This window comes from Ruegeria sp. BHSB064 (genome assembly GCF_059613205.1).
Window position 1 is genome coordinate 19,785 of sequence record NZ_JBXWSB010000028.1, and the last position, 26,809, is coordinate 46,593.

Consider the following 26,809-nt stretch of genomic DNA (forward strand, 5'->3'; position numbering starts at 1 on the left):
GAAATCTGTTGATGCCCGGCATCACGGTTCATGGCATTGTTCTGGCGTTGATAGCAAGTTTTGGCGTTTTCGTCCTGCTTACGTCACGCCAGATGATCGCGCAGAGCGGTGGAGGCCTTGGTCCCGGGACATTTCCAATGTTCTTGGCTTATGGGCTTCTTGGGTTGGTAGCGATTGCGTTCATCGCGCTATTGCGCAGCGGGCGGGACACAGTCGTAGAGGTAAAGCGCCCCGGTGCCCTTATCCTGTCGATGGCATTGATGGTTCTGTTTGTTCCACTTGTCGAGACGGTTGGCTATGCTTGGACAATTGTTCCATGGACACTAGCATTTGCGCTGTGCGCGCGGGTGCGTGCTCCGTTCCTGTTAGTAATTTCAGTCGCAACGGTTCTCTTTGTCGCATTCGTCGTGTTCAAAGTTATCTTAGGAACCCCTCTTCCTTGACGCATCATGATTGAAAACCTGCTTTTGGCCACCGCCACACTTGGCACACTAAATGTCATCCTAGCTTTGCTGGGCGGCATCATCGTCGGGTATTTTGTTGGTGCCTTGCCGGGCCTTACGTCAAGCATGGGAATGGCCCTTCTAATACCGGTGACATTCACTATGGAGCCGGTCCCTGCGATGGTCATGTTGGTCGCAATCTACATGGCCGCCGATTTCGCCGCAGCGATCCCGGCCATTCTGGTGAACGCCCCGGGACAACCGGCCGCTGCTGTCACAGCCTTTGACGGGTTCCCGATGCGTGAGCGAGGGGAAGCCGGTCTGGCGCTGACACTATCGGTGGTAAGCTCCGGCGTCGGCGCCACAATTTCCGTCATTTTCCTGATTGTCAGCGCCCAAGCCATGGCGGATGTTGCGCTAGCTTTCGGACCGGCCGAATACTTCGCTTTGGCCGTTGTCGGCCTTAGCCTGATTTCCGCATTATCCTCGGGCGGTATAATCAATGCACTGATCGGTCTGTTTCTTGGACTGCTCATCACCACGATCGGGATCGATCCGATTGAGGGAACTGATCGTTTTATTGTGACAGACAGCCTTATCGACGGCATCCCGTTCCTTCCAGCCCTGATCGGGCTGTTTGCCTTGTCTGAAGTTTTTGTTCTTGTTGAACAAAGCCGCGGAAGCCTGAAACTGCATTCGGTTTCCGAGCTTGTCCGTCCGCGCCTGTCATCCGTGTTCATCCACATCCGGACAATGGTTCAGGGATCGGTTATCGGATATGTTATCGGCGTGATCCCCGGCGCGGGGTCTTCCATTGCTTCGCTTGTATCCTATGGCTTTGCCCGCAATCTGTCCCGCACCAAGGACACCTACGGTCAAGGCAATCCCGAAGGTATCGTGGCGTCAGAGTCTGCCAACAACTCATCTGTTTGCGGCGCTCTTGCCCCCCTTTTCGCACTGGGCATACCAGGCTCGGCCAGCGCCGCAGTGCTGATCGGCGGGCTGACCATTCAAGGTTTGGAGCCCGGGCCCTTCCTCTTTGCAAACAACGCCGTCATTCCTTACACGATTTTCCTGTCGCTGCTTGTAGGCGCCCCGATCATGGCGGCTTTGGGCATCTTTGGTGCTAAGCTCTGGGTCAGGATTACTTTGATACCACGAGGTGTTATTGCCACGGTCGTTGCCGCAATTTGCCTTTTGGGAGCCTATGCGTCCTCCAACGACCTGTTTGCCGTATATGTAGTTGTTGCGTTCGGGATCCTTGGATACCTGTTTCGAAAGATCGGCATACATCCGGCTCCGGTCGTCCTGGCGTTAGTTCTCGGCAATTTGATCGAGGCCAATTTCCGCAGAGGTATGCGGATGTCCGACAACGATTTGACCTTCTTCATCGACAAACCTATTGCGGCGGCGCTGCTTGTTGCATCTGTCGTGATTGTCACGGCTCCGCTAATTGCAGGCCTGTTCAGGCAAGCAAGACAGCCTTGAGAAACGGGCCGCTTAAAATGCATGTCGAGACTTTGAACTGCGGCTCCAGCAAGGCCACCAAACATCTCTAAGTCAGAAAAAATCCTCCAATGTACCCGCTGAAGGCAGGGTCTCTGGCGAACAAAAAGTGCTCAGTAGAAAGGCACAAGCAGCCCGTCTCCTACCTGTTCAAAAGACCACGCAGAAACGACACTTCGTCTTCAACGATTCCATGACCCTGACCTTGGTAAATCTGCATGGTCACGGTTCCTCCCATGGTCTGAAATACGCACTCTGTCTCATGGACCCGCGCCAAAGGAATGTGAGGGTCACGTTCATGGCAGCCCAGAAAAACCTGCGTACCATCAACCCGACCATTGTAGTCGAAATCTTTACGCGCCTGCCCATAGAGTTCGGGCAGAGGCGGACCGTTGGTATCATTTGTGCCCACCAATCCGCCGGACAGGCCAGCGATACCCAAATAGGGCCGCCCTGCCCTCGCCCCGTGCTCCAAAGCGAGACAAGCGCCCTGGCTGAACCCAGTGACCACAATCCGTTCGGCGGGCACGCCCTCTTTCATTGCTGATCCAACCGCGGACTCAAAAGCCGCGAGGGCGGACCCTAGCCATGGTTCATTCTCCTCGAGAGGAGCTAGAAAAGAGTTCGGCCACCAGGAATGATATGCAGCGGCCGGAGCGACAAAAGCCACATCCGGCATGGCCAGATGCTGACCCAACTCAAGCATGTCAGACGGCGATCCGCCCCTTCCATGTGCCATGACGACCACGAGACGGGCTTTGGACACCGGAGCGCCCGCAGCCTCAATCTTTTGGTTATCATGGGGTCCAGGAGGTTGGCTCATTTCGGCATCTCCAGTGGTGGCAGGATTTCTTCAATACGTTGGCGCCGATCCTCATATTGAGATGGTAGCATCAGTTTTTCGCCCATGGTTTCAATTGGTTCGTCCCTGTCAAAACCCGGTGGATCGGTGGCGATCTCAAACAGAACTCCGCCCGGTTCGCGGAAATAGATGGCGTTGAAATACTGCCGGTCGATCACGGGCGTCACTTCAAATCCCGCAGCGCGCAACTTTTCCTGCCAATGCCGCTGGATCTCGTCGGTTTCGGCACGGAACGCCACGTGGTGGATCGATCCTGCGCCCTGACGACCGATCGAGGCGGCGTCTGACGTCAGCAGATCAACCACGGATCCGCGACCCTGACCCGGAGATTGAAAGCGCGTCCGCTCGCCATCCTTGGTCTTTTCGTGGCCGACCTGTTCATAGCCAAACTGATCGGTCAAAAGCCGGGCGGTGCGGTCAATGTTGTCAAGCCAAAGTGTCACCGAATGAAACCCGGTATCGTGATCTTCCGACGGCCCCGCGTCTTTGGGTTCGATCAAGTCGATGCGCAGCCCATGCGGATCGGTCAGCGTGATCACCCGTTCGCCGAGACGCTCGGACGGACCGCCAAAGTCGATGGCCGCGTCGGCCAATTGATCAATCCAGTGATCCAACCCGCCCAAAGGCACGCCGTAGGCTACTGCGCTGGCCATGCCGGGTCCCGCCCGGCCCGGCCCCGCGTCAACAAAAGGGAAAAACGTCAGGATCGTTCCTGGTGAACCGGTATTGTTTCCGTAGTAGAAGTGATACGTTCCGGGATCATCAAAATTGACGGTCTTCTTCACAAGCCGCTGACCAAGGGTCTTGACGTAAAAATCAACATTCTCCTGGGGCGAGCCGGAAATTGCTGTGACATGGTGAAGACCTGGAATGGTTGCCTTGGTCATTGCGTAGCTCCTCTACTTAATTCCGAACTTAAAGCTCTGGCGCGGGTTTATGGGTAGTACACGCCCCCAAGCGCCTTGCGCGGTTTTCCTGCGTCCGACGGCAACGGGATAAACTCACTTTCATCCCCCGGAACGGTCTCAAACCGGCCTTTTGACCACTCTTCCTTGGCCTGCTCGATACGCTCCAGTCTGGAAGAAACGAAATTCCACCAGATATAGCGCGGGCCTTCCATCGGCTCCCCGCCAAACACCATAAATCGCGAGGCTGTTTTTGCTGTAACCGTGATTGCATCCTTTGGGCGCAGGATAAGAAGCTGGCCGGGGCCGAACACATCGCCGGCAATCTCGATCTCGCCGGAAATCGTATAGATCGCCCTTTCTTCAACCGAAGGATCAACGGGCACCTTGCAGGCATCCGCCAGTTGAATATCGGCGTACAGCGTCTCAGAAGGTGCCGCGAGCGGTGACCTCTTGCCGAAAGCACCACCTGAGATCAACCGCGCCGTGACGCCGTCGCCTTCGATCACAGGAAGTGACGTCTTGGCGAAATGCGCAAAATCCGGTTGGCATTCTTCCTTGTCGCGCGGCAAAGCCATCCATGTTTGCAGGCCGAACAGCGTTTGCCCGGTTGCCTTGCGCTCTTGGCTGGTGCGCTCAGAATGAACGATGCCCTGTCCCGCGGTCATCCAGTTCACCGCGCCCGGCTCAATCGCAAGCTCGGTTCCAAGCGAGTCGCGATGCAGGATCTGCCCCTGAAACAAATAGGTCAGCGTAGACAGGTTGATATGCGGATGTGGGCGGACATCGATACCCTGATCGGTCAGAAACTCTGCGGGACCCATCTGATCCAAGAAGATAAACGGTCCGACCATCTGCCTTTCGGTGCTCGGCAAAGCGCGTCGGACGATCATTTCGCCCAGGTCGACAGCGCGCGGGACAATCACAGTCTCGACCGCATCGACGGTTGATTTGTCACCGAGTATTGGTTCAGGGCACTTGTTCCAACTCATGGTTTTGCCTTTCAAAAGCGATGGTTTCCAACTTTCTGTGCTGTATCCTAAAACTTAAACTGGGCCGTCAGTTCGAGGAAATCGACATCTTTCGACGGGCCGGTATCTTTCAAGAAGTCACCGGTGAAAAACCGTGTGTAGATGCCGGTCAACACGATCCGGTCCGTCAGCGCGTATTGAGCTGACAGCGATAGCGCAGAACCCACAAACCTTTCGTCGCTGCCGCCGGATGCGCGCAATAGTCGCGACGGTGGCGCGTAAACGCCGTCGTCAACGCTGTAGCGCCAGAAGAAATTCACATCCGCCTGAACCGAGAGTTTGTCGTTAGGATGCGCCGTTACGAAACCGTGGATGTTGTAGAAGTTGAGCGGGCCGAGAATTGCGGCCTCCGAGAAATAATTTCCGCGCGGAAACAGCGGGTTGAAGGTTCCAAGGTCATCGCTGTCTGGGTCGTCATCGCCGCTGGCTACATTCAGGCTCAACGCAAATCGTGGACGCCACGGATGATTTTGGATCGTGTAGCCGGTGTCGGTTGCAATCGTCCATGCACGAATGTCACCCGCGCCGAACTCTCCGAACTGGTAGACGGCTTCCCAATTCCAGCCCCAGTTTCCTGACGACCCAAAGTAACGCGCGCCGACAGAAATCCGGTCCTCCTCAGCCGTGCCTTTTTCAAAACTACCCGAGTCGTTGTGAAACCCAATCAGATAAAGGTCCAGCGCCCCGACCGGTACCAGCGATGTGCTGCCGGTCGCGTAAACGCCCCAAAGAAACACATCGTCATTGGTCCGGTCGTCGAAAACGCCCCGTCTTGACTCGCGCGGTCGGGCCGCAAAGCCATCAATCTGCCAGTCGCCTGTCAGCAGTGTGGCGCGACCTCCATCGAACGTGCGCCGGACGTTTGGCCCTTCCCGCACATCGATAAGCCGGCCGGAACCGAACTGGAGTTCCTGCCGGCCTAACCGGAACCGCAATTCAGCGTTGTCCGACTCCATCAGCGTGGCCTCGGCGAAGGCATTTTGAACCGTCAACTGGTTCTCATCCACGGGGCTTGGACCATCGGCCCGGCCCACGCCAAAAGTGCTTGTGAGTTGTCCGAAAAAGCGAAAACGCTCGTTCAAATGCCAGTCGGCGTGGAACGCGTATCGTTGCAGATAGGCGCCACGCTTGTCCTGTGGGTCCGCGCCAAACCCCGGATTATGCGTATACTCGTACCGCTGGCGGATCTCGCCGCCAAAGGACAAATAGCTGGTCCCTTCGGGATTGAGCGGCACGTATTTCATTCGGTCGAGGAATGTCTTGCGATTGGCCGGGTTCTGGTAGCAGCTTACATCGTCGTCAAATCTGAGTTTGGAAAAACTCGGGACGCAGCCATCCTGCGCCCAAAGAGGTTCGGGTTCTACGACGATCAACACTCCGGCTAAAAACACGATGGTCCACCGACTGATGCCGCATCGTATTTTTTCAGCGGCCCTCATCTCAGGCGGCGCTCCAGACTGTGGGCGTAGGCCAGCGCTGCGAGACCTCCGACAATTGCAAGATGTTCCAGCGCGGTTGTGATTTCGCGATTGAACGCATCGCCTTCTGCCCGCCAGAACTGATGGCCGAACAAAGTTGCGACAACGGTGAAACCAGCCAGCAAAACGCAGGCGGGGACAACAAACCGGTTCAACAACAAGGCAATCCCGGCACACAGTTGCACCACGATTGTGCCCACGGCACTGACAAATGGAAGCGGGATGCCCATGCCGGATACTTCGGCGACGGTCGTTTCGAAACCGATGAGTTTCGTGGCACCACTATACACAAACACCGCCGACATCATCACGCGCGCCGAGAGGGGTATCAAAGTGACCAAACTAGTCATCTTCTCCTCCTGGTGCCGGTCCTTCACTGGCCAGAAAGTGTTCAGCTTTTGGTGCTTCGTTCCCTTTGTGGAGCTTGTGAATACTCTCCTGCAGCGCCTGATCCGACACCGTCACGTGAGCATGGTGCCGCAGATGCTGTGTCCAGGAGGTCTCGTGCCAGGTTTCCACAAAACGTTCAGAATTGGTCGCGTCCTGCATCAGGATCCAACCGTAACCCCCCATACGACGCCGCGTGTCGCGCAAGGAAAGCATGAGTTCCTTGAACGCGTTGTGATCAGACCCTTCAATCTGATATGCAATTTGTATCGTCACCGCCCGATGCTCGTCAGGATCGCTGCGTTCTAACAAGGGCTGTGGCCAATGCATTGACGGTGTGAAATCCAGCTTTTCGCCCTGACCCAGCCGCGCCCGCCAGGTCAGCAATACGGCAAGCAACGCACCGACCGCCGCAATGAAAAGGGCCGTCGGGACGTCCGTCATCAGGGCAATCTGACCCCAGATCAAACTACCGACGGCCATCGAACCGGAAAAGGCCATCAGGAAAATCGACAGACCCCGGGCACGCACCCAATCGGGCAGCGCCGTTTGCGCCGATACGTTCAGGCTGGAAAGAACCGCTATCCATGCGACGCCGCCCAAAGCCGCAGCGATGGATGCAACAAACCCGTTCGGAGCAAAGGCAAACAACAAGAGGACCAGAGCGGTAACACCGGCACCGCATCTCACCGTCCAGTCCGCTCCAAGACGCGCGCGAATGGTGGGCATCACAAGTGCGCCAACCACAGCACCACCACCGACACAGCCCAGCAAGATGCCATACAAAGACGCCCCGCCGTTTAGCACATCACGCGCGATCAAAGGCAGCATAGCCCAATACGCGCTGGCAAAGAGAAAGAACCCGATCGCGCGAACGATAGTCTGCTTCAAAGGGCTGCTGTTAAGGGCATATTTCACGCCCGACCGAATTGCACCCAAGACGTGTTCTGGAGGCAGCGTTTGCTCGGGAGCAGGAGCCGGACGCCACCACAGCAACGCAGCAATGATGGCAAAGGTACAAACAACATTCACAAGGAAAGGCGAAGCTAGACCTACTGAGACGATTAAGACACCAGCGACCGCAGGACCGATGGCCCGGCTAACATTGATGCCCATCGAATTGAGCGAAACAGCCGAAGCCAATGCTTCGTGGGGAACCAGCTTCGGAACAATCGCCTGCCATGCCGGTGCTAAAAACGCAGCACCTGTGCCGAAGGCAAACGTAAAGGCCAAAAGAAGCACAGGGGTAACTGCATCAACCACAACCAAAATAGTCAGCAGTAACGCGGCAATAGCCATGGCAATATTGACGACCAAAAGCATCTTTCGCCGATCCAGAATGTCAGCGAGAGCTCCCGCGACTAAAGCGAACAAGAAAACAGGCAGGGTTGTCGAAGCTTGCACCATGGATACCACGGCCGGTGAAGGCGACAATTCCGTCATCAACCAGCCCGCACCCACGTCGTGCATCCAGGTGCCTGTGTTCGACACAACTGTCGCTATCCACAAAACCGTGAACCCCCTTTCACGAAAGGGGGCCCACGGCGACGCCTTGGGAAGGGGAGGAGCAGTATTTTTGGCGTCGTTTGCTGTTTCTGCAACCATCTTAATTTATCCAGGTTACGAGATTTAAACCGAACATCCTGACACTGCCCAGATGCTCAGGAAGTAGTAAGATGTCATAGGACGATTCCGCGAGTTTACATTTTGGTAGCGCCCTCTGGATTGCTCGATTTAGATCGCGACTTCTGATGCACTAATGACTGGCGACTGACTTTCGCACGGTTTGCCGGCTTTACTTCTACTTTGATGGATGGCGGTAGCGTTTGAAGATCTGTCGAGGTTGGAGAAACCCATGCAGATAAACGCATCCTTTGGAGCTAATACTTTTGACCGCTCGACTGCTGGCTTCATGTGGAAGTTTCCTTTCGTCGATCTTCAAGTTTTGTTCGACTCGGGAGCGGCCCAAGGACATGATGCCCACAGTCTTCCTTCAGGACGGACAAATTGATTATTTGGCCGTCAAGCAACCGCTTTACCAAGGTTGGAATCTGCTCTCCAGCGAGAATACCCAGCAACCCGACAAGTGCTATGATCGGTGGAGCGGGTGAGCGTACATTCAGAATGCCGTACGCAGCACCCACTGCGAGGCCAACAGAAAACGCTATTACATAGGCAGTCCAAGTCATGTGCACCTCGGGACTTCAATGGCAAGATGTTCTTAAACCGCAGTAAACGATTGCGAACTTTCGACCGTGCCTGTAATCGGTTACGTTGTCTTCGCCGCAGGCGCCACCACGTCACCATGTATTACGCGCTCATCTGCGCCATGAACCATCGTATAAGCGTAATCCACACCCATACCATACGCTCCAGAGTGTTCGCGGACGATAGTCATAACCGGATCGTATGTATCGCGGTGCGCCCAGTCTCGCTGCCATTCAAGCATCACCTGTTGCCACGTGACCGGATGTACGCCAGCCTGCACCATGCGCTGCATCGAGTAGTTGTGGGCATCGACAGACGTCCCGCCCGACGCGTCAGCAACCATGTAAATCTCATACCCGCCTTCGCGCATGGCGTCGAACGAGAACGAGTTGTTGCAAACCTCGGTCCAAAGGCCAGCTACGACGACCTTTTTCTGACCATTCCGGGCCAATGCGTCGCGAACATTCTGTTCGTCCCAGGAATTCATCGACGTCCGCTCATAGATCGGGTGGTCGGGGAACACGGCCAGCAACTCCGGATAAGTGTGCCCGGAAAAGCTCTCGGTCTCAACAGTTGTCAGCGTGGTCGGCACTTCAAACAGTTTCGCCGCCTTTGCAAGGGCGACCACGTTGTTTTTCAGTGTCTGACGGTCGATCGATTGCACGCCGAACGCCATTTGGGGTTGGTGATCAATGATGATCATCTGGCAATTGTCTGGTTTCAGCAATTCGGGGCCTGAAGCCATTTCGCGTCTCCGTTTTGTGGGTCGGCCCTGACACGTTTTGAGCTCCCTGATGCAGAGAGCATCTATCGCGGACCTGTGCCCTAAATGACCACGAATCGTCCGGTCACAGCGTCTTTGGGTTTGCTGTTATGTTCATGATCTTGCGGAATTGGCATGTTTCTTCAGTGATCATATCCCTTAAACGATCTCCTAACTCCAGATGATCCGAGAAACCAGTTTCGATAGGTGGCACAGAAGAAACTGAACCGCCCATTACACAACCGTGTTGATGTTAAACAATCGGGATATCGCAGAGCCAGAATGGAATTGATCCGCGTTCTTCACTGCTATTGTGTTGGCGGTGCAATGCGCAACACACCAACACCTATTAGAAAGGGTGACTTCGAATAGTCAGTCCAAGACGGCGTTTCTGTAGGCCGTAGGTGTTACACCCAGCGTCCGTCTGAAAACCGTGGCCATGTGTTGCGATGAGGAGAACCCGCAAGCGTAGGCAATATGCGTGACGCTTGCGTCATTCTCGGCCAGCATTTCGCAGGCCAGTTTGACACGCCGCTGCATGACATAGGTTGCCGGGGTCACGCCAATCGCAGCCTTAAAGCACCTTGCAAAATGCCACGGCGACAAGCCGGCGACAGCGGCGAGTTCAGCAAGGCCCAGATCCTCGGCCAGCCCTTCCGCAATCCTCTCCTCCACCCGGGCGAAAACACGGGCTGACAAGCCGCCGTTTGAGCTGTGCGCTTTCAGCTCGCCATGCTCTTTACGTATCAATGTCGCAATGATCGTTTGAATCGCACTATCCGCAAAGAGACGCGACGGACCATCCGCAATCTGCGCCTCGTTCCAGAGATTGCGCAGCAAGAGGCAGATCAGCGGATCATCAAAGATCTTATGGTGCAGGCCGCCGAAATCACACAGAAACGGAACATTTGCCTCAAGCGCGCTGTCATGCACGATTTCAGTCGGCAAGCTGAGTATCAGAAAACGCGAAGATTGACGGGCATCATAGGTGCACGGGGTACCAACTGGTGAAAGAGCAAGACGTCCTGCCTCCGCTCCACCGAAAAATCGCCGCTCACCATGATCTAAACATATTTTGTCCGACTTGCTTAATGACAATTGCAAGACGAACTCTTTCGGATCGGGCCGCTCGTAATAACCTGCCGCTTGCTCTAAACGGGCTATATCCAACGCGCTGCGGCCAATTGCTTTGACGTCGCTTTGATATTCGGACCGGCTGAGAAGCCACCTTACGTATTCAGAACTTGGTTGAGATGTGCCAACGCTCACGATCTTCGCTCCTGTCGGTAGGCAGTCGGGGTCGTGCCCAAAACCCTGCGGAACACAGTAGCCATATGCTGTGAGGATGAAAACCCGCAGCCAAAGGCAATCTGGGTCACGCTGTCGCTGCTGTTCGCCAGCATATCGCGGGCGCGTTCCACGCGGCGGTGCATGACGTAAGATGCCGGGGTCATGCCCGTCTCGGCCTTGAAGCAACGCGCGAAGTGCCAGGGCGACAGCCCGGCGACCGAGGCCAGTTGCGCCAGATCGAGTTCCTCTGCCAGCGCGTCTTCGATCCAGTCGAGCACGCGGCACAAAGCGGTCGCGGACAGGCCGCCTACAGAGGTTTCGGACCCAGTAGAATCGGCAGTGGAAATTACCGAATGGATTGACTCGCTGCGCCCTTGCAGGGCCAGCCGGGTATCAATCGACAAAGTCATATGAACTGCACTCGCAAAGCCTGTGACCAGTGCGATTTCCCCAGGGCTCTGAAGACCAAATAACAGCATCTCTTGCGCGCGTTCGCACCGTCGGCGCAGAACATAATCCCAGACCGGCTCACCGGTCGTTGCTTTGAAACATCGCGCGAAATGACCAGCGCTCATCCCTGCAACCGTGGCGAGTTCAGAAAGCGACAGAGGGGTGCACAAACGATCTTCGATAAACTCGATGACCTTGACAATGCGCGCATCGGCCCGACCCTCGAGTGTCGGAGACAAAGACGGACTGCTGCAAACCTGCGCCAGCAATTGCAGCGTCAGCGCGTCGACCTTTAGCCCATCTACTGGCCTAGTGCTGGCGGTTTGCGACCAAAGCGCTTTGATTGTGCTCGCGATATCACTGCGCGGCGCCATATCGCCGACATACCTGGCCCAGCATTCCGGTTCCAGACCATGCACATCCAGTACTTCGGCGAGGCGTTTGGCGTGCAAAGCTGTTACAGTTATACTGTGCGGATCACTCAACATGAACCGTTCTTCCACCATGGCGGGAACAACACTGACCGTGTCGACTGGAATGTCTTTGTGCAATCGAAACCCGTCGCCCGCATCCAGCCCGACTTCGCGTTGCGAACTGCGTGTCAGGACGATCAGCAATTCGGGGACTGCGGCATCGATCATGTCAATTGGATCCTGATCCACGGAAACCATGTCGATACCGAAACTTCCGCCCGATCGGTGTTCTTGGGGAAACTGGTTGTAGGCGGAGTTCATGTAGAACTCTGCAAAACTGTCAAACATTGCGTCCGGAGAGGCCGCATATCTCGGATCGCTCATGACTTGCGCTCCTGCCGATAGGCGGTCGGGGTTGTTCCCAGCAACCGGCGGAAAGCGGTCGCCATATGCTGGGACGACGAGAACCCGCAGGCAAAGGCGATCTGGGTCACGCTGTCGCTGCCGTTCGCCAGCATATCGCGGGCGCGTTCCACACGGCGGTACATGACGTAAGAGGCCGGGGTCATGCCTGTCTCGGCCTTGAAACAACGCGCGAAGTGCCAGGGCGACAGCCCCGCGACAGAGGCCAGCTGCGCCAGATCAAGCTCCTCTGCCAGCGCGTCTTCGATCCAGTCGAGCACGCGGCACAACGCAGTCGCGGCCAGGCCGCCTACGGAGGTGTCGGACCCTGCAGAGTTAGCAGCGGAAGTTATTGACCCGTTGCGCCCTTGGAGTGCCAATCGAGCGTCAATTGAAAGTGTCATATGCTCTGTGCTGGCAAAACCTGTGCGTAGAGCGATTTCGCCAGAACTCGCATAGCCGTTCAGAAGCAACTCCTGTGCCCGTTCGCAGCGACGGCGCTGGACGTAGTCCCAGACTGTCTCGCCCATCGTGGCCCTGAAGCAGCGGGCAAAATGACCCGCGCTCATGCCGGCGATGGCAGCCAGCTCAGAAATGGAAAGTGGGTCGCATAGCTGGTCTTCGATATACTCGATTACCGCCTGAATGCGTGTGTCTTGAACAGCATTCTCACTGGGCAACAGGTCAGAGGCAGAAGCAAGGTGGCCCAGGATTTGAAGTGTCAGCCCGTCTGCCATCAGGCTGTTCATCGCTCCGTTTGAACCCAGAGTTGACCAAAGCCGTTGAAATGCGCCGGAGATCGAGTCATCCCAAAAATGCGTTCCTAACCCTCTGGTTAAAGCATCCAATGAGGTGCCATGTTGATCCAAAAGTTTGTTTGCGCGATCGGCGTCGATCACAAGGAAGCTGGTTTCATGAGGGACTGGAATGCGAAACCGTTCTTCGGTGTTCGCAGGAACAAGTGTAAACGCGCCTGGTCGCACTCGGTCAAAGTGCTTGGGGCCGTCACCAACATCCAGAGCCACATTTCTGCATTCGCTGTGAACTTTGATGAGAACCAAGTCCGGAACAGCGGCGTCGATTAGATCAATCGGTTCCTGCTTGGCGTTGAACATTCGCACACCGAGACCGCCCCCTTCCCGATGCGTCTGCGTGAAGTCAGCATATGCTGAGTTTTGATAGAAATCTGCGTAACAATCAAAACTGCGGCCCGGGGCCGCATGGCGTACCCGAGTCATGTGATCCTTTCCCGCCTGCGGCGACGAACATAGGCCCAAACCGTTTCTCCGGTTGTAGCTTTAAAAGTGCGCGACAGTCGTGCTGCACTCATTTCAGCGATGGCAGCCAGTTCCAGCAATGCGATATCACCGTGCAGATTAGCCTCGACATATTCTATCACACGCATCACACGCGTATCCGCGCGACCGTTTTGCATAGGTGACAGTGTCGGATTTGAAGCAAGCGCTGACAAAAGCTCCAGCGTCAAACCGTCCATGAAGAGATCGTTGGCAAGGCTATCGACCGCCGCACAGCGCCACATCGAGCCGATCAAATCCGACACGTGCTGATGAAACGTGACATGCCCGACATACTGCTCCCAAACTGAGCTGCCTATCGCATGCCGATCAAGCATGTCCGAAACGAGTTTACCGTTGATGATCACCGTCTGCACCGTGTGTCGATTGTGCACGGCAAAGCGCCCTTCAGAATGCGGTGGTGTAATCGTAATCGAGTTGGCTCTCACAGACTTATCGACATGCAGCCCATCGCCGAAATCGATACCCATTTCGGCAATGTCAGAATGCGTAACAGCCACGACAAGATCCGGCGTGCCCGCGTCGATCATATCGATCGGCTCCTGCTTTACGGACATCATCCGCACTGACATACTGCCCGATGCACGATGTTCCTGCGGAAAAAGATTGTAATCGGAGTTTTGGTAGAAATCCGCGTAGTCGTCAAAACTCCGACCCGGTGCGGCATGGCGAGGAGTGCTCATCGCAAAGGGTCCTTTCTACAGGGATAAAATTGTACCATTACTCTCACGAGGATTTCCATATTTGGCTGTAGGGAGTTCGAGCATAACGGCTCTTGTTGTCTATCCGTCATGACTTTCTCTCCTGCCGATAAGCGGACGGGGTTGTTCCCAGCAATCGGCGTAAGGCGGTGGCCATGTGCTGGGACGAGGAGAACCCGCAGGCAAAGGCGATCTGGGTCACGCTGTCGTTGCTGTTCGCGAGCATGTCGCACGCGCGTTCCGCGCGGCGGTTCATGACAAAAGATGCCGGGGTCTGGCCGGTTTCAACCTTGAAACATCTGGCAAAATGCCAGGGCGACAGACCGGCTTCGTCGGCGAGGTCGTTGATAGTCAGATTTTCGTCTAACCCCGCCTCGATCCGTTGGATCACACGATCCATGCGAAACGGATCAAGCGCATTGGAATTCTCATTTTCGGCAACTGTCCTGTCGCGGAATTCGAGCAGCATTGCGATAAGTTGAAGCATCAAACCGTCCGCACCGAGCGCACCGTAAGGATCGCCCATCGCACTTTCGGACCAGATTCGATTGAATTGGGCGACCAGTCTAAGGTTTTGCTGCATGCCAGTGTGCAACCGGCCAAAATCACCGTCTGCGGGCAAACCTCGTTCCGGTCCGACAAAGTCAAGCAGTTTGCCGTAAGGTATGGCCAGAAACCGGACTGAATGCGCATCGTCGCAAACTATTTCAGTCGGTGTATTTGGCGGCACGACAATGAAATCGTTTTGCCGGGTATTGGCGCGAAAACGACCGGCTCCTAAGTCTAGACTTGCCCGCACATTGTTTTGCTCAACTACAGTGATCACCAAATCAGGAACCGGTGCATCCGACCAGTCGCCAGCCGTTTGCTCCCCACGCATCATAACTGCTCCGGTTTGACCGGCCGGGCGTGTTTCCCGAAGCGCATGACCGTAAACCTCAGAATAGAATGCGTAAGCGCTTTTATGCGGAGGATAACGATGTAAAGACATTTGATATGCCCCTGTTTATCGTCGTTGCTCTTACTACGTCTATTTCGGATGAATCGTAATTCGTAAAACAAAGTTGGCAACCTTTTTCGTTGCTTCAACTTTGGGGGGAGTGAAACCCCGACCAATCAGCCCAGTTTGAAAAACAGAAGGCCAAGTTTTTCGCACGCCGAAAAATGCACAGATGACCTATGTGAATTGAAAGCGGTAAGTTGGCAGTATGCGGTTTCAGCTCATTGTCAAAACACATTCGTTGCAACAAAGATGAGAAAAACAATCATCATTTAGCAAGCTGAAAAACACATCAGCAATTCGATGAACGTGCGACTCAGGCACTTGTGTTTCCTTACATGCACGCTTTGCACCGATCCGCTGATGATTGGCTGAACGTTCATCGAAATGCAGATCTTCAACAGTATTCGTCGCAAAGCCTCCCGTACGTATAGCAGTTAACAGAAAGGATGGTCCGTCGAATCTTACTGCTTTTCATCCCTGTGTCGAGAGTCGCAGTGACTTTACCCGCTCTGCCCTGCTCCCCCAGCCTCTCGGCTTAACTAGCGGGCTCGCATTGCCCCTGTGAGCCCGCGTTTTAGCCTAAGAAAGTCATGTTTGGGTTCGTATATGTCTTCCCCCGACTTTACGTAGAAAGTTTTCTAAATGCGCTGAAAATGACCCCATATATCTTTGCCGGTGGCCGCGAAACGTTTGAAGCAATCAACGAAGCTGAACACCATGGCCGAATTAAAGGAACTGGGCGATCCCGACCCCAAACCTGAGCCATTGAATAAGTCTTAGGAGCTAACGCAATGACTGATGCGGATCGTAAATCACTCGTATTAAGATACCTTAAGGCCTTCGATGCAGGAGGACTTACACCTGATGGAAAACCAATTGTCGACCTCTTTACAGATCAAGCCCAAGTGTATTTCCCTAAATGGGGTTTGGCCCGAGGAAAAGTTGAGATTTCTCAGCTATTTTCAGATGTTGGTGAAACGATTTCGCGAATTCGGCATCGGTACGATGAAATCAATTGGATTATGACATCAACACCCTTGTTCGCCTGCGAAGGCATGAGCGACGGCGTGCACAGGGATGGAGAATGGCGTGCTGGTGACCCTGAGTGTTTGGCCGGAAGGTGGTGCGACGTTTTTGAAATCGATCATGGACTCATACACAGATGCTTTATCTATCTTGATCCGGACTACTCCGGAAGTGACGTAACACGATATCCTTGGCTGAACCTTAAATAGTTAAAATTTTGCAAAACAAACAGCTACAAACAATCACATTCGCGGAACCAAGGTTGTGCTCGGCCTTTGTAAGATGATCCCACGATACCATCGAGTTGAACCAAAACTGCAGTCGACCGCATGGGCCAACCTCAAATGCTCTCTATTGAAGTATAGTAGTTAAAAACCAGGCTAAACGCCAAAATAGCGCAAGGTTTTATGCTTTACTGGCTGGTGACTCAAAGCCTAATTGACATATTTACGACAATTTAGTCAAATGTCGAAAATGAAAAAGGGCTTACAAGATGCTTGCCGCTATGCCTGAAGCCGCAGTACCACGCCTGAGCGCGGTTGGTATTAGAAAATCGTTCGGAACCCTGGAGGTTCTTAAAGGAATTTCCCTGTCGGCTAGCGAAGGCGACGTGGTGTCTATCCTCGGCGCATCGGGGTCGGGCAAAAGCACTTTTTTGCGCTGCCTGAATTTTCTGGAACGTGCAGATGCCGGGCAGATCACCATCAACACTCAGACCATCGATTTGGATCAGGGACCGTCCAAAGTACCTGAGGCCGAAGTGCGCGAACTACGCAAACACACTGGCTTTGTGTTCCAGAGCTTCAATCTGTGGACGCACCTGACTGTTCTGGAAAACGTTATGCAGGGCCCAGTGCATGTACTGGGGCAATCCAAAGCCGCGGCGCGGGAACATGCGGAAGAGGTCTTGCAGCGCGTTGGCATGTTCGAACGTAAGGATTACTATCCTGCACAGATCTCGGGCGGTCAGCAGCAGCGCGTTGCGATCGCACGAGCGCTGGCGATGGATCCCGATGTTCTTTTGTTTGACGAACCGACCTCAGCACTGGACCCAGAGCTTGTGGGCGAAGTGTTGAAAGTCATGCGCTCGCTTGCGGATGAGGGGCGCACTATGCTGGTTGTAACGCACGAAATGAGCTTTGCGCGCGATGTGTCCTCCAAGGTGGTTTTCCTGCACAAGGGTGAGGTCGAACTGGACGGCCCCCCCAACGATGTCTTCATAGAAGGCTCGTCCGAACATTTCGACAAGTTTCTGGCCAATACCCGAAACTGACAGGCGCTCAGGAAGCATCGATGGTCTTGACCATCCAGACAACGGTGGGGCTATTGTCCAGATCGAAATCCTCGCGCGCCACTTCGCGATACCCGAAAGCCGAATAGATATCGAGGTTTCGTTGCATCTTGTCGCTGGTGCACAGACGTAACCGGCTGTGCCCGTTGATGCGCGCATGCGCATCGGCATAGTGCAGCAGGCGCTGACCAAACCCCAGCCCTTGACACTGCGGATCGACGACAACGCTGTAAACCAGCGTTTCGTCGCCATGGTCTTCAAGAACGATGACGCCGCCGACCTGCTTGCCCCGCACCAGAACGAACACTTCGCCTTTGTCGATCCGGGCTTCATGATCCTGTTGCATCGGGGTTGGCTCACGTCCTAGCATCGGGATATATCCGTTGTAGGCGTCATACGTCACGCGTTTGACCTGGGCCAGATCGCCCGGAACTGCCCGGAGGATAGTGACCTTTACTTCTGCCTCCCGAACCGTCGTCAAAGCGTTACCCTGGCAGGCCGGTCACGGCAGGCTTTACCAGCGTCGCGTTTCCCATATGTTTCATCAGGTGACGCTCGATGCGGTTCAGCACGCGAGTCAGTAGGAAGATAAGGATCATGTACATGATCGTCGCCGTGATGAACCCTTCATAAGCCAGATAATACCGCGCGTTAAGCTGACGCCCAGCACCAAGGATGTCGATGACCGTGATTGTCGAGGCGATGGCGGTTCCGTGCAGCAGGAAAATAGTTTCATTGCCCCACATCGGAAAGCAACGCCGCAGAGCGGATGGCAGGATGATGTGGCGCAGAGCCCCCCAACGCGAAAATCCGATGGCCTTTGTGGCCTCAATTTCACCGCGCGGAACGGCGTCGATGCCGCCGCGATAAATCTCGACCTGATATGCCGCGCTGTTGATCGAAAAGGCGATCAGGGCGCACCACCATGGCTCGCGCAGATAGGGCCAGAAGATGCTGTCGCGGACCGCCTCGAATTGGGCGAGACCATAGTAGATGATATAGGCCTGCACCAGCAGGGGCGTGCCCCGGAAGATGTAAACGAAGGCCGTCACCAGTTGCGAGCCGACCGGCGTTTTCTGCGATTTGACGATGGCCATCGGCAATGCCAGGCACATGCCGATCACCAATGCCAGTGTAACCAGTGACAATGTGTTGAGAAGCCCGTTGTAGAACAGCTCCCAGTTCTGGAAGATCAGCACAAAATCCAGCGGAGCCTTGGATTCGCTGAATTCCGCGATGGCCGTGAAGAAATCGGCGACGGGGTCGGTCGGGTCGGTATCAGTGTCAGTTTCACTCATGCGCCCGCTGGCCTCCGCCCTACGGTGTAGCGCCGCTCTAGCCAGCGCAGGATCAATTCCGAGATAAAGGTCAGCACCAGATAGATCGCCATAACGGCCAGAAAGAACGTGAACGGATTGCGCGTTGTGCGCCCGGCAGACAGGGCGTACCAAACGACATCCTGCAGCCCAATGATCGATACCAACGCCGTGGTCTTGAGAAGGACCATCCAGTTTACGCCGAGGCTGGGAATGGCGTAGCCCATAAGCTGGGGGAGGGTGATGTAGCGAAAGCACTGCATCTGCGACATGCCGATGGCGGTCGCGGCTTCGAATTGTCCCTTGGGAATAGATTGAAAGGCCCCGCGAAAGGTCTCGGTCATGTAGGCACCGAAAATGATGCCTATCGTTATAGTCCCGGCCAGGAACTGGTTGATTTCAATGTATTCCCACAAACCTGTTGCCTGCCCGATCTGGTTTAGCAGGGTCTGACCCCCGAAGTACAGCAGCAACATCATGCAGATATCGGGAATCGACCGAACGATCGTGGTATAGGCGTTGGCCGCGCGAAACCCGACGCGCGACCCACTCAGTTTTCCCCAGGCGCCCAGCAGGCCCAGCACCATGGCAACCACAAGGCCCGACAAGGCCAGCGTCACTGTTGTCATGGTCCCCTGCAGCAGAAGGCCCCGATATTCCCAGAGGTCTTCCATTCGCCTGCCTCCTTTCGGGTTCTCAGGAATCCGGTCCGTAGATATCGCGGCCGAAATAGCTCATGCTGACCTTCTGGTACTCGCCGGACTCGCGGATCGCCTTGATCGCGGCGTTCAGGTTTTCTCGCAGTTCGTCATCGTCCTGACGCACGGCGATGCCGATGCCTTCGCCAAAACAGTCAAAGTCGTAGAGATCAGCGGCGACGGGTGCAAAATCGGCGTTTTTGGGATCAGATTTGATCCATTCCTCACCGGGGATGGTGTCGACCAGAACCGCGTCGATCCGACCCGATTGCAGGTCCAGATAGGCCTCTTCCGAGGTCTGGTACTGGCGCATATCCGCGTCGGGGAACAGCTTTTGCACGTAGCATTCATGCGATGTGGCACGTTGCACGCCGACGGTCTTGCCAGCCGTTCCAGCCGCATCCGCCGACGCAATCGAGGTGTCTTTTGGTGCGATCAGGGCCGAGGCCGAGTAGTAGTAACGATCGGTGAAATCCACCTGCTTCATGCGGTCTTCGGTGATGCCCATCGATGAGATGATAGCGTCGAATTTGCGGGCCTTTAAACCAGGTATGATGCCATCCCAGTCAATGTCCACAAATTCGCAAGTCATGTTCATTTCAGCGCAAAGCAAGTTGGCGATATCGATATCGAAACCGGATAGAGTTCCATCCGGCTCAAGAACGTCAAAAGGCGGGTAGCCTGACGACACACCCACCCGCAGCACTTCTTGCGGGACTGCTGACGATGCAAAAAAACAGATGGTGGCACCAGCAACGGCTCCACGGAATATCGAAAGTATGCTCATTACTTAGTTCCTTTCTGATGGGCAGTTGGTATTCATGAGCGCATGCGTAATCCATCGGGATCAAAGGGCGCACGCGACAACACGTTGACAGGGGAAGGTTTGCCAAGAATATCCACCGTGAGGCCAGTTGCCTCGTTCTCATATTCTCCAAGCAAATAGCCGATGGCGCAGACTTGATTGGTGCGAAATCCATATGCAACTGAACTTATGAAGCCGACAACCTTGCCATCTTTTTCGATCGGCTCGCCTCCCCATGGGTCGGGTCCAAGCGTATCTATTGTGAAACAACGGATTGAATATTTTTTTGCTTTATCTCTCTGTGCCGACGCGGCTGAACGGCCGACAAAGTCACCTTTGCCGAGTCGGACAAGACGATCCATGCCGCTTTCCCACGGTGTATAGTCTGGCGAGTATTCGAGTCCCCAAGCACCAAAACCCTTTTCGATTCTAAGTGAATTCAACGCGCGAACGCCGGCGAGTGTGAAACCAAGATCTTTGCCAGTATCACAGAGCGTTTCCACCAGCGGCAAGTGATCGTCAGTGGGGACCCAGATCTCGAAGCCTTGCTCGCCAGTGTAGGCAACACGGATCAATAAAGCGTCTTTACAAGGGCCAAGATCGACGCGACCAGCCCAAGCATACTTCCACGTTTCAGGTGACAAATCCGTGTTCGTCAACCTTTGCAAAAGTATCCTTGCATTCGGACCCGAGATTGACAAACCGCTGAAGGAGCTTGTAAGGCTTTTGACTTCCACCTCATTTATGGGTAGGAATTTTTGCCAGTATCTGTGTATGTATCTGTCCGCCGCACCTGACCCAATCAGCAGGTAGTTTTCTTCCTCAAGACGAAGCACCGAAAACTCTGCTTCCACACGTCCCTTTTCATTGAGCATTGCTGAAAGTGACAAACGCATATCTTCGGTTGGAATTCGACCTGCAAGTATATGGTTAAGCCAATTGTGGGCCCCTGCCCCTCGGACCGAGTGCATTCCATAAGTGGTTATGTCGATAAGTCCTACGCCCGTGTGCAACGCTCGGCATTCATTGCCCACATGTTCAAACCAGTTCGGCCGATTATAAGTTAGACTATCGGCTGGCTCGACACCTTCCGGCGCGAACCACAATGGGAACTCGACACCGTCGGAAGCACCGAAAACAGCGCCTTTGGACTTGTAAAACTCATAGGCTGGAGTGGTAATAACTGGTCGGCCAGCCGGTCTTTCTTCGTATGGGTATAGTGTTTTGAAGCGCGTTGCGTACATATCTCCGGTACGCGCCTTTACATAATCCCTATCTGCCCAAAGCCCAAAACGTGCGACGTCCCACGTTCCAACATCGAGGGGCGGTTCACCTTCAGTTATCCAATGCGCAAGAACTAACCCTATTCCAGCCGCTTGTGAAAAACCAGTCATGACTCCATTGGCGCACCAGTAATTCTGCTTGCCTGGATATGGCCCGACAAGTGGAGCCAGATCCGGAGAAAACATGATCGGCCCATTTATAACGCGCTTTATACCAGCCGTACTCAGACACGGCACCGCTTCGACAGCCTGAGACAAGTTGCGCTCAATTCGCTCCAAGGCATCGGGCAACAATTCGTGCCCAAAATCTGAAGGCGTACCTTTCTCTGCCCAGTGTGTGCAAGTATCCTCATAAACCCCAAGTAGAAGACCGTCTCGCTCCTGACGCAGATAGTATTCGGCATCCGCATCTCCGATCAGTGGCAACTCGTTTGAAAGGTTCGCGACCTCTTCAATCCGATCTGTCACAAAGTAGTGATGCTCTACAGGCATCATCGGCAGGTATACCCCGGCCAAAGCAGCGACTTCGCGTCCCCATAGCCCAGCGGCATTTACAACATGGTTTGCATGAATCGACCCAGCCGGAGTTACGATATCCCAAGAGCCATCACGTCGATGTATCGTCTCAATTACCGGCGTGTGGCGATGGACTTCAGCTCCGCATTTGCGCGCAGCAGCAATCCACGCATTGGTAGTACTCGCTGGGTCAACATGACCGTAACTTGGCTCGAAAAGCGCGCCCAGAATAGTTGCCGAATCCATTACAGGCGCTACTGCTGATAGCTCTTTCGTTGATAACCAATACGTATCCACACCGTTTCGACGTTGCAGCACTTGGTGCCTTCGCATTTCGTCTAGCCGCGCGTCGGTCCGAGCAATGGTCACCTCACCTACATGGTGAAAGCCGGTGGACATACCTGTTTCTTCTTCGAGCTTTTTATACATCTCGAAGCCGTATTTATGGAGCCAAGCCTCATTGGCGCTCCCACCAAAAGTGCCAACCCCACCTGCAGCATGCCAAGTAGAGCCTGCTGTAAGCTCGGATCGCTCCAACAAAATACAATCCGAGATACCTACCTTGGTTAGGTGGTACAGAATGGCTGCACCAACGACGCCCCCGCCTATAACAACTGCCTGCGTTTCCGACTTCATTAGCCCGGCTCCACTACAGAGTTCCGCAGGAGGCCAAGGCCTTCGATCTCTACTTCCACAACATCGCCAGGGTTGAGGAAACGGGCCGGAAAATGCGACGCTGCGACACCGGCGGGTGTGCCTGTGGCTATGATGTCTCCGGGGCGCAAGGTCATAATGCGGGATAAGAAAGCGATACAGTCCGCAACGCCGAAAATCATGTTTCGGGTGTTCCCATCCTGAAGCGTTTCGCCGTTGACCCGCGTTTGGACGCGCAGGTTCATGATATCCCCCGCATCCTCCGCTAGCGTGATCGCGGGACCGCAGGGTGCAAACGTATCAATGGCCTTGCCGCCGGTCCAAAGCTGGTTGGCGAGTTGCAGATCACGAGCACTTACGTCGTTAAGCACCATTGCACCGGCCACGTGGTCCAGCGCGTCGGCGGCATCGATGTACCGGCCCGTTTTGCCTATGACCACGGCCAGTTCAGCCTCGTAGTCCACCTTGCTGGTGTCGCGGGGTGGGACGATTGTGTCTGACGGCCCGACAAGCGAATTTGCGAACTTGGCGAAAAAGATCGGAGCATCAGGCGGGGTCGCTCCCACCTCTTCGGCGTGATCGTGATAGTTCAACCCGATGCATATGATCTTTTCCGGATCTGGGATCGGTGGTCCTAGGCGCACTTCTGCGAGCCGAGCCACGTGACCATTGCCACGCGACTCGCTCATCACTGCCCTTATTCTTTCCGCGAGGTCCTTGGGAAGCCCGGCCTCAAGCGCGGCACGCACGGTCACTATGTCGCCCCAGCCGGTTTTTGCGGAAAACACCTGCAATGATATCACTTCATCGTCGAGTAAAAGCCCACCTTGCCAGTTACCGGGCTTACCGAAGCTAACCAATTTTACGCCACTGCCCATATCACGTAAACTCTATGTCGATAGTTCCAAATGGGCCGAAAGTGGCGAACAGCCGGCTCCCAGGTGTAACGGCCACTGATTTGACTGGCGCGCCAGTGATAACGATGTCGCCGGGCTTTAACGCGCCGCCGAGGCCATCCAGTTCAGGCAGCTTGTTTGCGAGCCAGGCCAAAGGTTCGCCCGGATGCCCCATCACATCGCCCGCAGGCGCCGTTTCAGCCCCTCCATCGACCTCCATGGTAAGAGGGATCGCGGCGAGATCCACCTCGTCAGGAGACAACGAGACCGACCCCAGTACCACGTATCCTGCCCCAGCATTGTCGGCTAATGAGTCATTGGCCGCCGCGCGCATCGCGCCGACACGGCTGTCGATCACTTCGATTGCCGCCATCACCCGTGACGACGCTGACAGCGCGTCGGCCAGTGTAACGCCCGGGCCTTCGAGCGGCTTTGCAAGTTCAAAGGCCAGTTCCGGTTCGGCCCGTGTGTCGCTCAGATGGCCAATAGGCACGGTCTGACCTGCGGGAATGAACATGTGTTTCAGCAGAATGCCAAAATCCGGCCCGGTCATGCCGTACATCTTCTGCATGGCCTTGGACGTAAAGCCGATCTTGTGACCTGCGGGTTCGCCCCCATCGGCGATCAGATGATCGACAAGTTTGCGCCGGATACGATAGGCATCTTCGAATGTGTAATCAATCGTCTCGGACGGCGGATCGATTCCCTGGCCCGATTTGATGGCCTTGTGCAAACGAGCAGCGATTTCAGTGTGTTGCGCCTCAGAGAGTTTCATGCGACCTCCACCCAATCGGCGTAACGTGCATCTTCGCCCCGCACCGCTTTAGAAAACACCGCCTGAATCTCGGCACCGATTGGACCGGGGAACGCAAGCTCTCGACCATCAACTGACTGGACTGAGGAGACCTCGGAGGCGGTACCACAGACGAAAATTTCATCGGCAATGTAAAGATCTGACCGCGACAGCTGCGACGCCCGGACCTCGTATCCCAGATCCTGCGCAATGCGTTGGATCGAGTCCTGCGTGATCCCTTCAAGTCCACCCGCTGACAGTGGGGGTGTATGGATCACACCGTCGCGGACGACGAATATGTTTTCGGCCGAGCATTCCGCGACCATTCCCGCTGTGTTCAGCATAATGCTGTCGTCATAGCCGGCGCGGTGCGCTTCGGCCTTGGCCAATGAAGAGTTCACGTAGTTTCCAACCGTTTTGGCCATCGGCGGCATGATGTTGTGATCGTGACGCCTCCACGAGGACACCATCATCCGAACGCCGCGCGTATTGGTCGCCTCGCCCCGGACACTGGCCCAGGGCCATGCCATGATCGCGATGTCGACATCGCATGGGCCGGTATCCAGACCCATATGGCCGTAGCCGTAATAGGCTAGTGGCCGGACATAACAACTGCTGAGACCGGTCGAGCGTGTAACCTCAAGGCAGGCTTCGACGATTTCCGGAACTGAATAGGGGATGGGCATCGCCAGGATCTTGGCCGAACGATAAAAGCGCTCGATATGCGGTGTTAGGCGGAAAAGACCCGGGCCATTCGTAGTCTCATAAGCGCGTAGACCTTCGTAAATCCCGGTGCCGTAATGCAGGGTGTGGGTACCGATATGGACGGTGGCGTCGTCCCAATCGACCATCTTTCCGTTCATCCAGACTTTTGGCGTTGGTGTAAGTGGCATTTATCCCCGATCCTTTCGCGCGCCCTGATATTGAGCATGATCAGCATTTTCGAGTTGTCAATATATTTTCGACATTTTAAAGTATGTCGAAAATAGAGCTTGGAAATCCGCCCTTCTTTGCGGCATGATCGCCCAGAGACAGTGCGAGATACGGAAAGAACAATGGCGGCAGGAATCGAAACGCAAACTGACCGGGCCTATGCGAGTCTGAGGCAGGACATCCTGAGTGGCCGGTTGTCGGCAGGTGCGACGTTGCAGTTCGCGCATCTGCGGGAAACATACGGGCACAGCATGGGTGTGCTCCGAGAGGCTCTGACACGTCTGGCCGCCGAAGGGCTGGCCGTCAAACGTGCGCAGCATGGGTTCCGCGTGGTGGAACTGACGCTCAAGGATCTCAACGACCTGACGGAGTCGCGGATTCTGGTCGAGACCGCTGTTTTGAGAGACGCAATCGAACATGGCGATCTGGAGTGGGAAAGCAGCATTGTGTCCGCGTTGCACAAGCTGGAGCGGACCGAGAAACATATCGGCGACGATCCGCACTCGGTCACGGACGCTTGGTCCGACGCACATCAGGCATTTCACGTCTCGCTGCTGGGGATGGCGCAGAACGAAAGGCTGAAGTCCTATGCCGAAAGCTTGCGCGCCGCAGCCGAGTTGTATCGGCGGTGGTCGATCCCGTACGAAGAACAGCCGCGCGATGTGGATGCCGAGCATCGTGATCTACGCGATCTGACCCTTGCTCGTGACGCAGACGCGGCTTGCGCCGCTCTTGCGCAGCACTTGTCTTTCACACGCGATCTGATCGTTCGCGGTATTCAAGGTGTTAACAGCTGATGACATTTCGCATGCCCGCAGAATGGGATCCGCACTCCCGCACCCTGATCGGATGGCCCTGCCGCGAATGGTCCTGGGGCGAAACGCTGGAACAAGGGCGGGACGAATTCGCCAGCGTGGCCAATGCGATTGCGAATTTTGAACCGGTGACCATGGTTTGCGCAACGGATGGCCAAGCGGCGAATGCGAGGTCGCGTCTGTCTGACGCGGTGGACGTGGTGACGCACCCTATGGACGGCTCGTGGCTGCGCGACAACGGGCCGATCTTTGTGACAGACGGCACAACGCTCAAGGCGCGGCACTTCCGATTCAACGCTTGGGGCGAGCGGCACGCGGACCGCGACCGCGACGCGCGTCTGGGTGCCGCGTTGGCGCAAGATATGAACGTCCCTGTGACCCCGGTGGACATTGTGTTGGAAGGCGGAGCAGTCACGGTCGACGGCGCGGGCACGATGATCGCGCCCGAGGGCTGTGTGATGCATCGGACGCGAAACTGGTATCTGACGAAAGAAGATGTCGAGGCCGGGCTGAAGGACGCCCTTGGTTTGAACCGGATCATCTGGATTCAGGAAGGATTGTCTGAGGATCAGACCCGCGATCCGGAACGGATGTATTACGGCACGGACGGCCACATCGATCTGTT

General features: G+C 55.3%; 27 protein-coding genes. 6 read left to right on the top strand and 21 right to left on the bottom strand.

Annotated features, from left to right (window positions below; all coding sequences use genetic code 11):
- Positions 1-11 precede the first annotated feature (11 nt).
- Positions 12-443: a tripartite tricarboxylate transporter TctB family protein gene (locus tag AC2FNU_RS09140; protein WP_496787429.1), complete on the top strand. Its 432-nt coding sequence runs from the start codon at positions 12-14 to the stop codon at positions 441-443.
- A gap of 6 nt (positions 444-449) precedes the next feature.
- Positions 450-1,931, top strand: a complete 1,482-nt coding sequence (locus AC2FNU_RS09145; protein WP_496787431.1) for a tripartite tricarboxylate transporter permease — start codon at positions 450-452, stop codon at positions 1,929-1,931.
- Positions 1,932-2,091: 160 nt separating this feature from the next.
- Here the strand turns inward: AC2FNU_RS09145 and AC2FNU_RS09150 are convergent, their stop codons facing one another.
- The 13 genes from AC2FNU_RS09150 to AC2FNU_RS09210 form a co-directional block, all read right to left on the bottom strand.
- Positions 2,092-2,772, bottom strand: a complete 681-nt coding sequence (locus tag AC2FNU_RS09150; RefSeq protein ID WP_496787432.1) for an alpha/beta hydrolase — start codon at positions 2,770-2,772, stop codon at positions 2,092-2,094.
- Positions 2,769-3,698: a ring-cleaving dioxygenase gene (locus AC2FNU_RS09155; RefSeq protein WP_496787433.1), complete on the bottom strand. Its 930-nt coding sequence runs from the start codon at positions 3,696-3,698 to the stop codon at positions 2,769-2,771. Before AC2FNU_RS09155 ends, AC2FNU_RS09150 begins: the two co-directional genes overlap by 4 nt.
- 47 nt (positions 3,699-3,745) lie before the next feature.
- Positions 3,746-4,708 carry a pirin family protein gene (locus AC2FNU_RS09160; RefSeq protein WP_496787435.1) on the bottom strand — a complete coding sequence of 321 codons (963 nt, stop codon included), beginning with the start codon at positions 4,706-4,708 and terminating at the stop codon, positions 3,746-3,748.
- A 47-nt stretch (positions 4,709-4,755) separates the two neighbouring features.
- Positions 4,756-6,138, bottom strand: a complete 1,383-nt coding sequence (locus tag AC2FNU_RS09165) for an alginate export family protein (RefSeq protein WP_496787437.1) — start codon at positions 6,136-6,138, stop codon at positions 4,756-4,758.
- A gap of 44 nt (positions 6,139-6,182) precedes the next feature.
- Entirely contained in the window at positions 6,183-6,575 is a 393-nt protein-coding gene (locus AC2FNU_RS09170) for a DoxX family protein (RefSeq protein ID WP_496787438.1), read from the bottom strand.
- The gene (locus tag AC2FNU_RS09175) at positions 6,568-8,217 is read right to left on the bottom strand and encodes an MFS transporter (RefSeq protein WP_496787441.1); all 1,650 of its coding nucleotides are present in this window, start codon (positions 8,215-8,217) and stop codon (positions 6,568-6,570) included. Before AC2FNU_RS09175 ends, AC2FNU_RS09170 begins: the two co-directional genes overlap by 8 nt.
- 305 nt (positions 8,218-8,522) lie before the next feature.
- The gene (locus AC2FNU_RS09180) at positions 8,523-8,801 is read right to left on the bottom strand and encodes a XapX domain-containing protein (RefSeq protein ID WP_496787443.1); all 279 of its coding nucleotides are present in this window, start codon (positions 8,799-8,801) and stop codon (positions 8,523-8,525) included.
- Positions 8,802-8,881: 80 nt separating this feature from the next.
- Positions 8,882-9,565, bottom strand: coding sequence for a hydrolase (locus AC2FNU_RS09185; RefSeq protein WP_496787445.1), 684 nt, complete (start codon positions 9,563-9,565; stop codon positions 8,882-8,884).
- 390 nt (positions 9,566-9,955) lie between these two features.
- Positions 9,956-10,531: a helix-turn-helix domain-containing protein gene (locus AC2FNU_RS09190; RefSeq protein WP_496787447.1), complete on the bottom strand. Its 576-nt coding sequence runs from the start codon at positions 10,529-10,531 to the stop codon at positions 9,956-9,958.
- Between the two features lie 317 nt (positions 10,532-10,848).
- A complete protein-coding gene (locus AC2FNU_RS09195; protein WP_496787448.1) occupies positions 10,849-12,120 on the bottom strand; it encodes a helix-turn-helix domain-containing protein in 1,272 nt (423 codons plus the stop codon).
- The gene (locus AC2FNU_RS09200) at positions 12,117-13,376 is read right to left on the bottom strand and encodes a helix-turn-helix domain-containing protein (protein ID WP_496787451.1); all 1,260 of its coding nucleotides are present in this window, start codon (positions 13,374-13,376) and stop codon (positions 12,117-12,119) included. Before AC2FNU_RS09200 ends, AC2FNU_RS09195 begins: the two co-directional genes overlap by 4 nt.
- Positions 13,373-14,137 carry a hypothetical protein gene (locus AC2FNU_RS09205; RefSeq protein WP_496787453.1) on the bottom strand — a complete coding sequence of 255 codons (765 nt, stop codon included), beginning with the start codon at positions 14,135-14,137 and terminating at the stop codon, positions 13,373-13,375. The genes AC2FNU_RS09200 and AC2FNU_RS09205 overlap by 4 nt, the downstream gene beginning before the upstream one ends.
- A 106-nt stretch (positions 14,138-14,243) precedes the next feature.
- Positions 14,244-15,146, bottom strand: a complete 903-nt coding sequence (locus AC2FNU_RS09210) for an AraC family transcriptional regulator (protein WP_496787458.1) — start codon at positions 15,144-15,146, stop codon at positions 14,244-14,246.
- Positions 15,147-15,949: 803 nt separating this feature from the next.
- Here AC2FNU_RS09210 and AC2FNU_RS09215 point away from each other — a divergent pair.
- Together AC2FNU_RS09215 and AC2FNU_RS09220 are read left to right on the top strand one after the other, a co-directional pair.
- Positions 15,950-16,393: a nuclear transport factor 2 family protein gene (locus AC2FNU_RS09215; protein WP_496787461.1), complete on the top strand. Its 444-nt coding sequence runs from the start codon at positions 15,950-15,952 to the stop codon at positions 16,391-16,393.
- A 296-nt stretch (positions 16,394-16,689) separates the two neighbouring features.
- Complete coding sequence (locus AC2FNU_RS09220; RefSeq protein WP_496787464.1) at positions 16,690-17,457, top strand: ABC transporter ATP-binding protein; 768 nt, start codon at positions 16,690-16,692, stop codon at positions 17,455-17,457.
- Positions 17,458-17,464: 7 nt separating this feature from the next.
- On the opposite strand, the gene AC2FNU_RS09225 is transcribed toward AC2FNU_RS09220, so the two are convergent.
- Genes AC2FNU_RS09225 through AC2FNU_RS09260 form a run of 8 tightly spaced genes read right to left on the bottom strand, consistent with a single transcriptional unit; the run spans position 17,465 to position 25,329 of the window.
- Positions 17,465-17,956, bottom strand: coding sequence for a GNAT family N-acetyltransferase (locus AC2FNU_RS09225; RefSeq protein WP_496787467.1), 492 nt, complete (start codon positions 17,954-17,956; stop codon positions 17,465-17,467).
- 4 nt (positions 17,957-17,960) lie between these two features.
- Positions 17,961-18,773, bottom strand: a complete 813-nt coding sequence (locus AC2FNU_RS09230; protein ID WP_496787473.1) for an ABC transporter permease — start codon at positions 18,771-18,773, stop codon at positions 17,961-17,963.
- Positions 18,770-19,465: an ABC transporter permease gene (locus AC2FNU_RS09235; RefSeq protein ID WP_496787478.1), complete on the bottom strand. Its 696-nt coding sequence runs from the start codon at positions 19,463-19,465 to the stop codon at positions 18,770-18,772. Before AC2FNU_RS09235 ends, AC2FNU_RS09230 begins: the two co-directional genes overlap by 4 nt.
- Before the next feature lie 22 nt (positions 19,466-19,487).
- Positions 19,488-20,276 carry a transporter substrate-binding domain-containing protein gene (locus tag AC2FNU_RS09240; RefSeq protein ID WP_496787480.1) on the bottom strand — a complete coding sequence of 263 codons (789 nt, stop codon included), beginning with the start codon at positions 20,274-20,276 and terminating at the stop codon, positions 19,488-19,490.
- 32 nt (positions 20,277-20,308) lie between these two features.
- Positions 20,309-22,729 (bottom strand): GcvT family protein, encoded by a 2,421-nt coding sequence (locus tag AC2FNU_RS09245; protein ID WP_496787481.1) that lies wholly within the window; start codon positions 22,727-22,729, stop codon positions 20,309-20,311.
- On the bottom strand, positions 22,729-23,625 hold the full coding sequence (locus AC2FNU_RS09250; protein ID WP_496787485.1) for a fumarylacetoacetate hydrolase family protein: 897 nt from the start codon (positions 23,623-23,625) through the stop codon (positions 22,729-22,731). The genes AC2FNU_RS09245 and AC2FNU_RS09250 overlap by 1 nt, the downstream gene beginning before the upstream one ends.
- Before the next feature lies 1 nt (position 23,626).
- A complete protein-coding gene (locus tag AC2FNU_RS09255) occupies positions 23,627-24,418 on the bottom strand; it encodes a 2-keto-4-pentenoate hydratase (protein ID WP_496787487.1) in 792 nt (263 codons plus the stop codon).
- Positions 24,415-25,329, bottom strand: a complete 915-nt coding sequence (locus AC2FNU_RS09260) for a branched-chain amino acid transaminase (protein ID WP_496787491.1) — start codon at positions 25,327-25,329, stop codon at positions 24,415-24,417. The genes AC2FNU_RS09255 and AC2FNU_RS09260 overlap by 4 nt, the downstream gene beginning before the upstream one ends.
- A gap of 162 nt (positions 25,330-25,491) precedes the next feature.
- On the opposite strand from AC2FNU_RS09260, the gene AC2FNU_RS09265 reads away from it, so the two are divergent.
- Together AC2FNU_RS09265 and AC2FNU_RS09270 are read left to right on the top strand one after the other, a co-directional pair.
- Complete coding sequence (locus tag AC2FNU_RS09265) at positions 25,492-26,166, top strand: GntR family transcriptional regulator (RefSeq protein WP_496787497.1); 675 nt, start codon at positions 25,492-25,494, stop codon at positions 26,164-26,166.
- Positions 26,166-26,809: agmatine deiminase family protein (locus AC2FNU_RS09270; protein ID WP_496787502.1), on the top strand; the 644-nt coding region annotated here is incomplete at its 3' end. The genes AC2FNU_RS09265 and AC2FNU_RS09270, both read left to right, overlap by 1 nt.